11 protein-coding genes are annotated in these 15,668 nt (G+C 56.1%); 1 reads left to right on the forward strand and 10 read right to left on the reverse strand.

The window, feature by feature from the left end:
• The 6 genes from MKMG_RS04935 to MKMG_RS04960 form a co-directional block, all read right to left on the reverse strand.
• The coding region (locus MKMG_RS04935; RefSeq protein WP_165076287.1) for a PAS domain-containing protein at positions 1-759 on the reverse strand (759 nt) is incomplete at its 3' end.
• Positions 760-993: 234 nt separating this feature from the next.
• Positions 994-1,614 carry a hypothetical protein gene (locus MKMG_RS04940; protein WP_165076288.1) on the reverse strand — a complete coding sequence of 207 codons (621 nt, stop codon included), beginning with the start codon at positions 1,612-1,614 and terminating at the stop codon, positions 994-996.
• Positions 1,611-2,120, reverse strand: a complete 510-nt coding sequence (locus tag MKMG_RS04945; RefSeq protein ID WP_165076290.1) for a hypothetical protein — start codon at positions 2,118-2,120, stop codon at positions 1,611-1,613. Before MKMG_RS04945 ends, MKMG_RS04940 begins: the two co-directional genes overlap by 4 nt.
• 83 nt (positions 2,121-2,203) lie before the next feature.
• Positions 2,204-3,295: an ATP-NAD kinase family protein gene (locus MKMG_RS04950; RefSeq protein WP_371415197.1), complete on the reverse strand. Its 1,092-nt coding sequence runs from the start codon at positions 3,293-3,295 to the stop codon at positions 2,204-2,206.
• Positions 3,295-4,656 (reverse strand): TrpB-like pyridoxal phosphate-dependent enzyme, encoded by a 1,362-nt coding sequence (locus tag MKMG_RS04955; RefSeq protein ID WP_165076291.1) that lies wholly within the window; start codon positions 4,654-4,656, stop codon positions 3,295-3,297. The genes MKMG_RS04950 and MKMG_RS04955 overlap by 1 nt, the downstream gene beginning before the upstream one ends.
• Before the next feature lie 94 nt (positions 4,657-4,750).
• Positions 4,751-9,487: a right-handed parallel beta-helix repeat-containing protein gene (locus tag MKMG_RS04960; RefSeq protein WP_165076292.1), complete on the reverse strand. Its 4,737-nt coding sequence runs from the start codon at positions 9,485-9,487 to the stop codon at positions 4,751-4,753.
• 244 nt (positions 9,488-9,731) lie between these two features.
• On the opposite strand from MKMG_RS04960, the gene MKMG_RS04965 reads away from it, so the two are divergent.
• Positions 9,732-10,622, forward strand: coding sequence for a PHP-associated domain-containing protein (locus MKMG_RS04965; protein WP_165076294.1), 891 nt, complete (start codon positions 9,732-9,734; stop codon positions 10,620-10,622).
• Positions 10,623-10,680: 58 nt separating this feature from the next.
• On the opposite strand, the gene cls is transcribed toward MKMG_RS04965, so the two are convergent.
• The 4 genes from cls to MKMG_RS04985 form a co-directional block, all read right to left on the reverse strand.
• The gene (cls, locus tag MKMG_RS04970; protein WP_254059090.1) at positions 10,681-12,084 is read right to left on the reverse strand and encodes a cardiolipin synthase; all 1,404 of its coding nucleotides are present in this window, start codon (positions 12,082-12,084) and stop codon (positions 10,681-10,683) included.
• A 174-nt stretch (positions 12,085-12,258) separates the two neighbouring features.
• Positions 12,259-12,858, reverse strand: coding sequence for a hypothetical protein (locus tag MKMG_RS04975; RefSeq protein ID WP_165076296.1), 600 nt, complete (start codon positions 12,856-12,858; stop codon positions 12,259-12,261).
• Positions 12,859-12,918: 60 nt separating this feature from the next.
• A complete protein-coding gene (locus MKMG_RS04980; protein ID WP_165076298.1) occupies positions 12,919-14,619 on the reverse strand; it encodes a PAS domain S-box protein in 1,701 nt (566 codons plus the stop codon).
• A gap of 623 nt (positions 14,620-15,242) precedes the next feature.
• Positions 15,243-15,584 carry a hypothetical protein gene (locus MKMG_RS04985; protein WP_165076299.1) on the reverse strand — a complete coding sequence of 114 codons (342 nt, stop codon included), beginning with the start codon at positions 15,582-15,584 and terminating at the stop codon, positions 15,243-15,245.
• Between the last annotated feature and the right edge of the window lie 84 nt (positions 15,585-15,668).

Raw genomic sequence — 15,668 nt, forward strand, 5'->3', positions numbered from 1 at the left:
ATCCCGGTAATGATCAGCCTTATCGGGAGTCAGCGGCGCCATCCCGGTATCCCCCCGCAGCAGTTCGTCGCACATCAGAATAACCGAGACCTGGTTTAAGATATCATGCCGGGTGACAGACGAGAGCAGTATGATCTTCTTCTTCGCTTCAGCAAGGGCATCGAGCATCTCATGCTCCTGGGTGATGTCCATATGCAGCCCTGCCACCCGCTCCGGGCTGCCATCAGCATCATACGCGACGACACGGCAGACAGACCGGACCCATATCCACCTGCCGTCCCGGTGCTGCATACGAAACTCTGTCCGGGCAGAGGGCGTGGTTCCGTTATCAAGACGTGCAACGCATGCCGTCACCTCCGGCCGGTCCGCCGGATGAATCCGACTCATAAATATATCATCAAACGATGCGCCCAGCTCCCCTGCCTCATAGCCGATGATATGCGCCCAGCCGCTGTCAACCGACAATGCCCCCCCTTTCACAAAGGCATCCCAGAAACCGATACCTGCACCCTCCTCTGCCACCCGGATATGCTCAAGTGCCCGGCGCAGCCGGGCGGATTCTGTCGCATCAGAGAGGCCCCCAAAACCAGCGCCCGAAAAAAAGGTCGGGGATATTGTCTCCGGGCCGGATGTGGCACCCCGGAAATACCCCGTTGAGACCCGGTTTACAGAACAGAGCCTCCCGTCATCATTGATAATACTCATCGGCACAGCATTGTTCAGAAATGCCGCCCGGCAATCCGGTATATGTTCCCCCATGTATACACCCCCATGTGCCCCGCCGGCACCATACTGTAGTGACTGATTTTTCATTAAAAATGCAGATTACCGTCAGCCGCAGGACATCACACCAGCACCCGATGACCCCCCGGGGTCAGGCCTGGCAGATGGTAGATGGGGGGCTGAATACATATATCTTTCATCGGCACCTGCCACCGTCCCCGGACACATACATCTCAAAAAAATTGAAATACCGTCACTATGCGCACGTGTTCACGCAGCCTCCGGCACCGCTGCCTCTTCAGGGCTGCCATAATACCGTCTTTTCTGGTATATCCCGGCATATACGGCAATAATAGCGAATACAACGGCATACCAGAATGCCGTATTCAGGGACATCGATACCGGAATCTGCACCGTGAAGCCTGATGCGGTGATCGTTCCCACTGCATCACCGACTACAACCGGCAGGGAGACAGCAATCCCGGTCTCCCGGAGGGAATATTCTATTCCAAACCCGCTGATAACGATGGAGACGACAAAGAGCACCACCAGCCAGAACGGTTTATTGGCCGCCATCCCGACCAGCCGGTCTGACTGCTGCCGGTAGCGGGGGCTGCAGCGGAGCATCGACCCGACGAGAAGCAGGGCGCCAAAAAAGACAATGCTGATGATAATCGCCGTATTCACCGCAGCAATCAGCGGTGAGAAGAACTCTTTTCCAAACCCGTGCATGCCCAGCATGAACGGGGAGACTTCGAGGGCAAAGGCACCGTCTCCAAACCGCACCGACCACCAGTAGCCAAGGAACGGGAGTGCAATCAGGCAGATGCCTGCGACAAGACCCGGGATGTTGCAGTCTGCCACCGTCCACTCCTTCCCGGTACCGGTCATGCCTCCACCTCCCATGTCCGGGGTGTCTCGGTTGTGATACTGACACCCAGTATCTCGATTTCATAAGAGAGTATCCCTTCGGCACTGCCTGCATTCAGGGCAAAAAGAGCATCCGGTGTGGCAGCACCGGTCAGTTCAACTGTGACACGCTCCCCGGGAGGGACCGTCACCGGCGATGCAAGAATGGCGGTAAACCCCCCGTCTTCACCGGGAATCCGGTACTCGAGGTGCTGCAGGCTCAGCGGATACGCGGTCGGGTTCTCCACACTTCCCTTCAGGGTGACCGTGCCGGCAGCAGCATCAGTCTCCACCGCATTGCCGGTTACCAGCGGCTGGTCTGCCTGCATAAGGGCAGTAAGGGTCTCTTCCAGCGGCCCGACAGGGTTTTCCGGCAGGGCTGCCATATTCACATCAAATCCTACATTGTAGAGAGCGATCACAAGGGCCAGAACAAGAATCAGCAACGGCAGAGCCATAATAACCGTGCCGGTCCGGGAATCCTCCATGCTCCCTCCTTGGGAGCAACCCAGATAAACCTGTCTCCCGGCAAAAAAGGGCCTGCCGGGAGAGGGAAAACTTACTTTTCTGATCAGCGCATCAGGGGCATCCGGCGGGCCATTGCATATCCGCATATTACCTGAACGGAATCAGGAAACCGGGAGCTGATCAGAGGATCCCCGGCATCCAGATACAGGGTCGGGGTGTGGGAGAGTTTGGCCTCGGTTGCAATCACAACAACATTCTCCGGGCCGATACGTTCGATCACGGCAGGGGAAAACTGCTGGGTCCCCCTGCCCAGCACAAACCCCTGTGCCCCGATGGGCGAGACAACTGCCTGCACCCGTGGGTATTGGTCCAGAAGGTGGAGGATTCCTGTCTCATTGAGGTCACGGGCGATGACATCCCCGTCAAAAACCGCGTCAATGCCCAGCAGTGTGCCGTCTTCCCCCAGTGCCCGGATGACGGCGGCGGTGGTGCTCCCGGCACCGATCAGGTAGAGGGTGTCATCCCGCATGATATCGGTGATGAACCGTCCGATCTCCGCCTGTGCCCGTGCCTCATGCCCCGCGTCAGTCGCCCATTTGGATGAAGGCAGATGCCCGGTGAGGGCAGGCGAACGGGCAATCCCGGTGAGCGTCACCGCAAGTCGGCCGTCCCGGTAGGCGGCTTCGTCGATATCCATCACCTCCACATCCGTCATCACTGTTTCTTCCAGCCGGTTTACACATGCGGCCGCCGCCGCAGGGGTCGCTGCAAAGATGCCGGAGTACATCTTCACGCCGGAGGGCACACCGAGGAGAGGAACGGTGTCACCAACCACGGCAAAGACATCACGGGCCGTCCCGTCCCCGCCGCAGAAGAGAATAAGACCGCAGCCCCGGTCAGCAAACGCCCGGCAGGCCCGGCGGGTATCCTCTGCTGTGGTATCTGCCCCCTCCGGGACATAGACCGTCTCTGCCGGGTGCCCGGCCTCAGCCAGCAGTCTCTCCCCCATCGAACCGCCTGCGGTAAGAAATGTATGGACGCCCGGCGTAATGAGACCGAGCAGCGTGCGGGCCCGGCCCGGTGCGACCGGGACTGCCCCCCGCAGTTTCGCCTCCTTTACCGCACCGTCCGTCCCTTTCAGTCCGACGGCACCGCCCATGCCTGCAACCGGGTTTACCACAAAGCCAATCAACATCAGTGAATCGACGGCAGATCTTTGAGTGATGCTGCAATAAGGTCTGCGGGATACTCATAGTCTGGCAGGGCGCCGGCAAAGTATGCCTCATACGATGAGAGATCAAAGTTGCCGTGGCCGGAACAGTTGAAGACAATCGTCTTCGCTTCACCCGTCCGCGTGCACTCGGCCGCCACATCCATCACCGTCTTAATCGCATGGGCAGACTCCGGGGCCACGATGATGCCTTCTGTGCGGCAGAACGCGACTGCTGCGGCAAAGACCTCGTTCTGGTGGCAGGAGACGGAGTCAACCAGACCTTCGTGGTGCAGGAGGGAGACAAGCGGCGCCATGCCGTGATAGCGCAGACCGCCCGCATGGATGGAGGGCGGGACGAACCCGTGGCCGAGGGTGTACATCTGCATAATCGGTGTGTAGCCTGCCACGTCACCATAGTCATAGGCATAGAGGCCCCTGGTGAGCGTCGGGCAGGCCGCCGGTTCGGTGGCAATCATCCGGCAGTCAGGCATTCTCCCTGCCAGCTTTTCCCGTATAAACGGGAACGCAAGACCAGCAAAGTTAGAACCGCCGCCGGCACAGCCGATGACAACGTCTGCTGTCTCCTCGCCTGCCATCTTCAGCTGTTCCAGTGTCTCCAGACCAATCACCGACTGGTGCAGACAGACGTGGTTTAAGACCGACCCGAGGGAGTAATTGGTGTTCGCGTGCGAGGCCGCATCCTCGACTGCCTCAGAGATCGCGATTCCAAGAGAACCCGATGTCTCCGGATCCTGTTCCAGCATGGCCCGCCCGGCATTGGTCTCAGGCGACGGGGACGCGATACAGTCCGCCCCCCAGCACTGCATCATCATCTTGCGGTAGGGCTTCTGGTCATAACTGCCCCTGACCATATAGACCTTGCACTCCATGTCAAAGAGCTGGGTCGCAAAGGCAAGGGAAGATCCCCACTGCCCGGCACCCGTCTCGGTTGCAATCCGTTCGATGCCGTCTTTCATATTGTAGTAGGTCTGGGCAATCGCCGTGTTCGGTTTGTGCGAACCGGGCGGGCTGACCCCCTCGTACTTGTAGAAGATCTTCGCAGGCGTCTTCAGGAATCTCTCCAGCCGCCGGGCACGGTAGAGGGGAGACGGCCTCCAGAGGGTGAGGATGTCACGCACTTCAGGCGGTATATCGATGTAGCGTTTGGTTGATACCTCCTGCCGGATGAGCTCATTTGCAAATATCGGGGCCAGATCTTCCGGGCCAATCGGCTTTTTTGTCTGCGGGTTATAGGACGGCGAAAGGGGTACGGGCAGATCTGCCTGAATATTATACCATTGTCTCGGCAGGTCATTCTCGTCGAGAATGTACTTGGTCTCCATACAGCACCAGTATGTCAATGTACATATATATGCATTGCCGTCATGCATGTGTGCATCGCCGGAAAAAAAGAGAAAGAAAAAAAGAGTCGCCGGATTACCGGCGCCGGAGAAGCGCGATGGCACCCAGTATGCCAAGGGCACCGATGGCCGGTATAGTTCCCGCAGGGGTTGTGGTTGGTACCGGGGTGGAGACTGCTTCTGTCCCGGTGGCTGTCGCTTCTCCGGCTGCAGGAGCAGATGTCAAATCCGTGCCTGCATCAGCTACAGGAGTTGTCTCCGGCGTTCCCGTGTCATCGTCTGAACCATCGCCTGATTCAGCCCCGGGAACATCGCCGGTCACCTGTTTGACAACGGACGTGCCAATGCCGGAGAGAGGGCCGGGTGTGGAGGCAGACAGAGAAGTGGTGTTCCCGGTTATCTCCCTGCTCGGGTCATCCCCGCCCCGCTCTTCAGTCCAGAACGGTGCAAGGAACATCACATCGCTGAAGACACCATAGGTGTCACCGGCCAGGTTGATTGGCACCTGCATTGTTCCGACGGTCATCGTAACCGGATCGTTGGTGACCGCATTGAACTGCCAGTCTTTCCAGGGAGTAGTGGCATTCTCGGCCCACTGCGGATAGAGACCTGCACCGGTAACCGGCGGGAACCCGTAGCTGTAGTCATACGTGACGTTCACGGTCGTGTTAAACCCACCCAGGCCAACCACACCAATTCCGCATCCGCCCATATGATGCCACGGTTGTGGGTCCGGCAGTGCCGGGGCCCAGGACCCGGACGTGCTGTAGACAACAAAGGGACCGTCGCCTGAGATGTCCGCTGCGATCAGCCCTGCTTCGTCAAGGAAGGTATCATCGAATACATTACCGGAGGAGTTCGGAAGGATTACAATGCCCGCATCCACGTCAGTATAGGCAAAGACATTATCACTTGACCCGGTCGGGTCGGTGAGTATGTCATTTGAAAGGAACACACCGGTCGGGACGAGACTATTGACCTGACTTCCCCCACAGAATACCGACGCAATCACATTTGTTTCAAAGGTATTATCTGAAACCATGAGATGGTCTGAATCGCCAAGGAGTATGCCCACACTATTGTCGGAGCCATAGACATCCATCACGTCTCCGCCGTTTGCCCCGGAGACAGCAAGGCCTGCACCACCGTTACTCACGGTATAAATGTCCCTGACGCTCAGGCGTTCGGCTCCAACCGGTTCTGCGGGGTGGACAAACCCTGTAGCATCGACCGCTTTCCACGGACTGATAACAGAAACACCGTGATAGCCATTGCCGTCTGCGGCAACATCAGCAACTGCAATGGAGGGGGAGAGCACCACAATACCCTGCCAGCCGTTGTTGTCTGCGGTTACATCAGAGACGGAGAGTCCGGCACCCGTCAGGTAATGAGTAAGGACAAGGTCCAGGATCTCTGTTTCATTCAGTTCAGTGACATCTCCTTCATACGAAGAGATGTGTGCAATCCCCCACTCAATGAGTGTCCATGCAGTCTCGGTCTCACTATCGTCACTCACGGACGATACCGTGTCCGTGCTGCCGGAGAGCTGGCTCAGAAGGGCAAACGTTTCGGGCGAGACTGCATCTGTCTCATACTCGAAAGAGGCATCCATGCCATTCGTCGATCCCACCATTACAGCCGGTTCTGCTTCCGGAGTGAAGACAAGATACATGAGGGCAGCTGCCACCGGGTCAACACAGACAATGCCGGGGCCGGCGTTTTCTGCTGCAGCAGAATCAGTGAGGGTGCCGTTGATGCCGGCGAGGACAATACCGGAGAGGGCATTTTCGTCGGCACAAATCTCTGCATAGTCTCCGGCAATGAAGAGGGAGACCACGCCCACGTCGTTATCATCCGCTTCACAGGCGGTCATATCCGTGACCACACCCGCAGCAGCAATCCCGGCACCGGAGTTGCCGTTTGCGGCAATATCCGTGTATTCACCGGCGATGGAGAGACCGACGATGCCACTGCCTGCAGCGAGGCCAATCACATCGGATTCATCGTCATTTTTCGCACCATTATGGTCTGCCGTGACACCGTCCATCACCACATTCGGGGCGATGGCAACAAAACCCGGGTAACCGTTGCCGGATGCAGAGACATCGTATGCATAGACACCCGCATAGTCAAAGTAGAGTTCGATATGCTCAAGGAGAATATCCATCCCGTCGTCCGGAATGCTGACGGCATCCATGGTGATGCCTTCAGATGGCGTGCCAATGTAGTATGTGGCAATAATCTCCTGCACGACCGCACTCTCTGCGATATCTGCATGCATATCCAGATCGGTTGTGTCTGTTGTCATACTCACCACGGTGTCGGTGTCGTCCAGCACAACAAAGTAGCCGACAAACGCTGCGGCAAGGGTGAGGGGATCAATCGTGACGATGCCGGCATAGCCGTTGTCATCAGCAATGACGCCGACATATGCTGATACCACACCGATGGTGACCATCCCTGCCCCGGTATTCTCAGAGACCGAGGTGTCAATGAATTCCCCTGTCATATAGAGACCGGCAATACCGGTCCCGGCAAGGGCCTCGGGGAATTCAGCGCCATCATACCCGTTGCCATCTGCACTGAACCCGTCAGTCATGACATTCGGATATACCACTGCCATACCGAAGAGCCCGTTCTCATCTGCGGCAGAATCTGTTATAACACACTCTGAAATGGCCAGATACTGGTGCAGAAGGTCAACCAGGAATGCAATATCTTCATCGGATATGCTGTCCATTCCGGTGTCAGCGACGGCTGACGGAACAAAGGTATCCGTCGTGCCATAGCATGTCACAACATCCTGCATCGTCTGTGACGAGAGACCGGTCAGGTAGAACCGGTCTTCTTCAGAAAGCCCATCCGCTTCAGAAATAAAGGACGGGCCGAAGTGTACAATGGCTGCGGCAATACCCAGACTCAGGGGATCTGCTGCGACAATGCCGGCATACTCATTCCCTGATGCCGTGCAGCCGTCGCAGTCGGTGATAACAGATGTCATGAGCATACCGGACCCGGCATTCCTGTCAGAATGCACACCTGAGAAGGTGTTTACCGCAGAGACCGTCAGCAGCCCGGTCTGAAAGAGCGGGCCGTGAATATCACTGTAGGCATCCACACCATTTCCGGTGAATAACGAATCATCAATGTCGAGGGCGAGGGATGCTGCGGCCATGCCGGCTCCACCGTTATCTGCCGCCGTAATATCAGAGTATTCGCCGACAAAGGACGCCCCGACAATACCGGCACCGGTAAGGGTGCCTGCGGTGTCTGTCGGGCACGCACCGTTTTCATTTGCGGTGATATCCGATGCAATAACATACGGGGCAATAACCCCGATACCGGCATAGCCGTTATTGTTCGCCGTAACGGAGGAGAGTGTCACATCCGGGCCCTCTTCTATGATATCTTCAACAAAGATGGAAACACCTTCTCCGAGTATGAATTCATCTTCAGAGACGACTGTTGCATCTGCCACAGACGCAGTCATTCCGGTAAAAGCGGTTTCAAACGTGTTTTCCGTGGCACCTGATTCCATGTCCATGCTGGTATCCGACAGAAGACCGCCCATAGGCACACTGAATTCGTCAGATAAAGACATGGTGAGAATCCCCAGATACCCGTTCGCATCCGCGGTACAATTGGAAATGACAACATCGCCTGTCGCATCAACCAGGATGCCCACAGACGGGTTGTTCGTGGCTTCCACATCGTCAATGAGACCATCAACGCACTTCACCACGAAGAGACCGTTCCCCTCGCCGCGAAGGTCAGAGGCCACTGAATTTGTCATCACCGCAGTATCACAGTCTGCATGGAGCGTGGACATGCCGGAGCACTCCTCTCCATTCCCAATCGCTGCATTCCTGCAGTCTGCATGGAGCAGGGGAGCAAGGTCAAGGTCCTGCTCCTCACCATTCCCATCGAGGAACAGTCCACTAGCAGTAAAAGTATCAAAACCATTCAGAACCACTCCGTCACCGCCATTTCCGGTGGATTCAACACGGGAAATGTCGGCCGTGGAGAGGCCAGATCCTTTTACAAAGAGGCCATCATTACGATTGTCCGTGACCAGAATATCGGAGATCAAAGCCGTGGATGACTCTCTCAGCTGCACATTGACGCCACGCCATCCGTTCCCGGTGGCCTCCACGAACGAAAGATACACCTCGTCACTGCCGCATATCTGCAGGCCATCATCGTTGTTGTCATAACAGAACAGATCTGTGCCTTCGACGTAGTCAGTACTTCTCGTATGGATACCGGCCCAACCGTTATTATATGCCGCAATCCCGGTCAGGACAGCCCCATCATATCCAATGATATTGATACCATGCCTGCCGTTCTCTGCGGCTTCGACCTCTGTGATCTGCACGACGTCTCCGGAATGCACCACCATACCGTTATTCGAGGCATTCGTCACCAGCAGATTGGAAACGATAAAATTACCGTCAAAGAGGTACATCGAACAGGCCCCGCAGCCATACGAACCCTGATCCAGGCCGGGCAGTTCAACGGCGCCGTCCATACCGTCAATCACCGGCAGTTCACCCGCCGGTGAGGGGACGCCTGCAATCGTGAGGTCCCTGCCCCCTGCATCCACCGCCACCGGTTCCTGATAGACCGCATATGCAATCTCTATCGTGTCACCGCTTGTCCATTTGCTATCAAATGCCGCCTGAATAGTGGTGAAGTCACCTGTTCCGTCGGGATTTACCACCCAGGTAGCGGCCATCGCCGGCGCCGCCACACACAGCACCGCGAGTATTACTGTCAGGACAGATACTATACCCATCCTTTTTATTAAGACCATACGTATTAACTCCTGAAAAGAATAATATAACGTCTAGTATACACTATATATTAGTATATCTCCCATAAAAAATAATTTTAAATAGTTAAATGCGCCAAATTCTGAATTTAATTATAAATCAGATGCCCCATGCATGTATTCAGACCAAACATCTTTATCTGCGGCCCCACCTCTCCACAGAGGTACTGACAGAGGCGCCACAGGTAAGTATGAGTACAGGCAACGGATATGATATCTGAATGGCATGAGCGACCAGACTACATTCCCACGGGTCAGCTTTGGCGAACCCGACATCGCCGCAATCAGGAGGCGTGGCCTTACCGGGGTGGACATGCACTTTCACACCAATCACTCCGACTCCCCCACCCGCGTCCGCGATGCCCTGGCCCTCGCAGAGAAGAAGGGCATCGGGCTTGCCATAACCGACCACAACGCCGTCAGCGGCGTCATCGAGGCAGAACGCCGCAAAGCCCCCATCCTCCTCATACCGGGCATCGAGATCAGTGCCTGGGACGGGCCGCATATCCTCCTCTACTTCTTCTCGGTGGGCGACCTCACGGATTGCTATGAGAAACAGATCGCACAGAAGAAGAGCAGCAGCCCGTACCTTGCGACAGCACTCTCGACCCCGGAGATTGCTGCATTTGCAGACGACTATCCCTGCCTCATGGTCGCCGCCCACCCCTTCGGCTACCTGCTCTTCAACAAGGGTCTCGCAAAGTGCATCGAACGCCGGTATTTCTCCCCCCGGATGTACGACGCATTCGACGGCCTGGAAGTGATCAGCGGCGGCATGTCACGATCCCTCAACCAAAGGGCGGCAGACGTGGCAGACTCCCGCGGCATGTGTATGACCGGCGGCACAGACGGCCACCTCCTCTCTGACCTCGGGCATGTCCTCACCTGTGCCCATGCAGAGACCCCGGAGGAGTTTATTGAGGCGGTGCTGCGCCGAAAGAACTGTGTCATGGGCCGGGAAAAAAATCTCATGGAAAAATGCGTGATGGCATCTGCCATGCTGCCGCAGTATCTGCCCTACACCTGGCCGTCCCTGCAGGTGCACTACCGCCAGAATCTGCCGCGGATCAGGCATTTTATCGAAAATTACCGGAAAGAAACCAAAAAGAGAAGATAACAACAGCAGTCCCGCAGCCGTCCGGCAACACAAAAGATGGAATTCCCGCCGGGACAGCTCACAAAATCCCGGATAAGAGACGGGAGAACGATTCTTTAAACCGCACCGTGAAGGTCCGGTTTTTGTACATCTCAGGAGTCACTTCCGTGCAGGAGGCAATATCATCTGCAAATATCTGTTTCAGGGTGGCCGGGATGTCACCTTTATACAGAAAGGCATTCGCCTCAAAGTTCAGGCAGAAACTCCGGATATCCCAGTTTGCACTGCCGACCGAGGCCGCGATGCCGTCAACGACGACGGTCTTTGCGTGGATAAACCCATCATCATAGAGATAGGCCCGCACGCCGGAGTCCATCAGTTCCCATATATACGAGAAACCCGCCCAGTAGACAAACGGATGGTCCGGTTTACAGGGGAACATGATGCGCACGTCCACACCGGATTCCGCTGCCATCTTCAGGGCATCCATGATACTCCCGTCGGGGATGAAGTAGGGCGTCTGTATCCAGACACTCTCGCGTGCATTGCAAATCAGGTTCAGATACCCCTTCTTAATCGCCTCGCCACGTGAATCCGGGCCGCTGGATACTATTTGCACCAAAGTTCCCTCCCGTTTCTCAGGGGACGGGAAATGCCGGTCTTCAAAGCCGAGGTCTGCATCTGCGGCATGGTTCCAGTCCATGAAGAACCGGACCTGCAGGGAATGCACCGCAGTGCCGGTGATCTTCAGGTGGGTGTCACGCCAGTGACCGAGGGGGCCTTTGCCCAGATACTCATCCCCGATATTAAACCCGCCGATAAAACCGGTCCTGCCGTCAATAATGGCAATCTTCCGGTGGTTGCGGTAGTTGATCCTCATATTGACAGGAAGATATTTTGAGCGGAAGAACCAGGCAGTCTCCCCCCCTGCATCAATGAGCTCGCGGAAGAAATCCTTCGGCAGGCCGTGGCATCCGACGGCGTCCCCCAGCACCCGGACAGTCACCCCTTCCCGTGCCTTCCGTGCGAGGGCGGTTGCAATCTGTCGGGAGAGCGTGTCGTTTCTGATGATGTAATATTCCAGATGGATAAAGTCCTCTGCATTGTCAATCACATCCAGCAACGCATCGAATTTGGCATTGCCGTCGGTGTAGACCTCCACCGCATTGTCATTTGATATGACCGCCCAGTCGTTATGCAGCAGCATTGCAATCATATTGAGGTAGTCGCCGGCCTTGTCTTCCGGGGGCACATGGATGCTCTCCAGCTTCTCCTCCTGTCGTGCAATCACCTCTTTTGCAATATGGTCGTCCTCTTCTTTGAGCCGGAATATATGCTCCTTGTATATCGTCTGCCCGAAGACGAGGTAGAGAAGAAACCCGAAGAGGGGCAGAAAGAAGAGTACCGACACCCACAGCAGGGCTATCGAAGGCTTTTTCCGCTCAACAAAGACCACAGAGATGGCAAAGATGATATTTGCCACCAAAATTATACCCACCAGACTGAGGCCGAATATATCTAAACCAGACTCCGGAAAAATCATATAACCACCACTCCCTCCCGTTCAGGTAGATCTCACGGCCACAAACTAATATACCTGCCTGTTTTTACCGGTATGTCGCCGTAAGCCGATCAAATTGCACCAGAACACGTTATTTCATCTGACATATGCCCGGAAGAGATACACGACAACAAACCCCGCCACCCCGGCAGCAGGGGAGAGCGGCACTGCCGCGGGCGATGCGGTCGGCGGCAGGGGGGATGATTCCGGCATATCCGGGGAAGTCGGAGACGGAGATGACAGGGCAGGCACCTCTGCAGTCTCCTCAGCCGGGAGAAGAGTGAAGGTGCCGGACTCTACGGTCCCGGTCTTTGGCGCCTCCACGCTGACCAGGTACTCCCCCGGCGTCCATCCGCCGGTGGAAAAGGAGAATGACCAGAAGGCAGGCGGCCCCTCCTGCACCACCACAGTCCCGGACGTGCCGGAGAACGCCCCTCCCTCCCCCTTCTCTGTGGGGAGGAATGCCACCGCCTCTACCGAGATCAAAAAAACAGTGCCGGGGGCGAGGTTCGTCACACCCCCCAGTGTGATCTCCTCACCGGCGGTATAGTGTGCAGGCGTCCCCGACAGTCCGGGAGCAATGGGTTCCGCAGAGACGGCACCGGTGCAGAGAATGGCAACCAGTACAAGGACAGAGACGAGCGCCGGAAGGCACCAGACATACTGCCGGTATGACCGGAACGAAAAAAGGCCCATATGTGGTATCCCGCAGGACAGGCAGAAAAATGTTGCGGCAGGGACGAGGGTCTCCTGCCCTCAGTGTGTATCAGGCAGTGGTTCAGCAGAGGTGACTACCCCTGCCGGGGTGCCGTCCTCACCCGGCAGAATCGCATTCTGCCAAGCCACCGGGATCAGCCTGCCATCGGCATGGAGGAGGTAGCCGCTCTCGGATACCGCAGGAAAATTGCCATTTTTGAGCACGCCAAAGAACCGCTTCTGCAGAATTTGCCGCGAATGCGGCGGCACAACGGTTTCAAACCAGTTCCTGCCGATGAGCGTATCCGCCGGGTAGCCGAGCATCTCACTGCCCCGGCGGTTCATCGTCCTGATGGTGCCATCCGGGGTGACAACGGCAATCAGGATGCCGGCCGCATCGAGCGACTGCTGTGCCTGATCACGTTCGGCACGGATACGCTGTTCATTCCTGACCGTATCGGTCATATCCATATAGATGCCCAGAATGTAGCGGAGATGACCTTTGCCGGAGAAGATGGGGATCTTTTTGACCGAGAGAATCCGTTCACCGGCACCGGGAACAACCGCGACGACCTCCGGCACATTCACCTCCTCACCAGACCGCAGAGTATCCTCATCCCCGCAAAGAAGCATACGGCAGAGGGCCGGCGTAAAAATTTCATTGCACTGTCTGCCAGCCGCCTCATCAGAGGATATACAAAATATCTCCTCAAAGGACCGGTTCACAAACACGAGCGACCGGTCTGCTGCGTTTGTCACCATCACCTTCGCGGGAATATTCTGAACAATGGAGAAGAGGAATGACTTCCACTGCAGAAGCCTGCGTTCCTGCGCCCGGCGCTCACTCACATTCCGGCATACCGCCTGGTAGCCCGTGAAGTCGCCCAGAAGGTCATACTGCGGGGACGCACTCACCTCCACGTCAACGGAGTAGCCGTCTATATACCGCATGGAGATGGGGATCACCACATCCCCACGGTGAGATTCCCGGCATCCCTCAAGGGCCGCCTTCACCTCTGTGTGATCCGTCTCAGGGATGTATGAGAAGAGTGACTGCCCCTCCATGCGTGCCGGCAGATACCCGAGGATCTCCTCAGTACGCGGACTCACGTATGAGAATGTCCAGTCATCCCCGATGATCCATATCGCATCACTGATATCCTCGACAAGGGTGCGGAACTTCAGTTCGCTCTCACGGAGTGCCTCCTCTGCCACCTTCTTACCGGTGATATCCTCCATGACGACAGCCACGCCCGGCAGACCGGAGTTGAGCACCGTGGGAATGGTCTTGACCCGGAAGTAGACCTCCCCGTCCACCCGCATATACCGCAGTTCGTCTGTCGAACCCTTTCCATCCATCGCATCGGCGATGCGCCCCACGATCAGGGGGTGATCAAAGGCACCGAGTGCCGACTGCCGCATCGGGTGGCCCACGATATCATCACGGCACCCTCCCAGAAAGGAGCAGATCGTATCATTTGCCTCGACAACCGTAAGCGACGGGTCCAGAACAAAAACCATGTCAGCCGCACAGTCAATCATTGCAGATATGGGCATCCGCTGCGATATGTAGAAGACCTTTGCCTTGCCGTAGGTCTTCATCTCCACCTGCCCTGCCACGCGAAGCATGTCCAGGTAGCGTGAGGCCGTGTTCCGGTTCATCCCGATGGCGCCAGCGATGTCGCGGACTGCCATCCCTTTGGGATTCTCTTTGAGAACCTCACAGATCCGGGTTAATTCCTGAGGAAAGGCGCCAAGCATGTATGAATAGGTTTTTTTGGGCCATGACATATAGGTTTCGTTAATGCATGACTCAATGCCATGGCCCAATGCACGGTTCAATGCTCGGCATTAGACAATACATTTAAATAATCCACCACCCAATAAGTAGATAGTACCAGCTTGGCACAAGTTGGGAACCAATACGCCGCTCCCGCTCTGGTCTTTCACCGAGATACAGAGGGGCTGCACCCGGCCTTTTCCGAATAGGGATACCGGATAAGGCATGGTCGCACCCGCCAGGGAGACCACGAGATACCGGGGAAAAGGGGCGCAACACACCTTAACCATACCATACCTCTCAACACACGTACCACAAACAAAACCGATACCACACCTCGCGCCCCTGATACCAGTCCCCAATACATCTCACATTTTGATTCCTTTTAGAAAAACACGGTTACTTTACCTGTTTCGTTACATTATCTTCATCGCATACACCCTTCTGCACAGCCATTGCCTGAACAGACCCGACGGGAACGGATGGCGCACACACATCAATTCTCAGAACAGATCAACATCCCCTCATGAAGATGTTGCTGTACCTTGCGGGATGATATTTCCAATCAAAATAAACAGAAAAAAAGAGGATTATGGGCCCGGATTCACTTCCACTGCACCCGCTCCTGCGGAGTGCCCAGAATCGCATAGCACCGTTCCAGCCTCCCCTGGGCATCACCGATAGCACTGTCCACTCTGCTGCGCAGTGCAATCCATTCATTTTCTTCTGCATGCTCCAGAAGGTCAATTTCAACCTCTGCCTGACTGATGTACATATCAATGTCCAGGTTACAGGCTCTGATATCTTCCTGCACCGTGTCTGGTGCACTCTGTATCCGCTCATGGGCACCTGCCTTCAGTTCCCGGACTTCATCCAGCCGGGCACGTGCCTGTTCAATAAATACTTCCCGTGTTGTGTCTCGGTGAATTAATTCACTCTCTGGCATTCCAATACCCTCCCATGGGTTGCCTGCCCCTTGAACCTCATCCTATAAAATAATTTCCTCGGGCGGCCCAAACCCACGGAGAGC

The organism is Methanogenium sp. MK-MG (assembly GCF_009914725.1).
Taxonomy (GTDB): Archaea; Halobacteriota; Methanomicrobia; order Methanomicrobiales; family Methanomicrobiaceae; genus Methanogenium.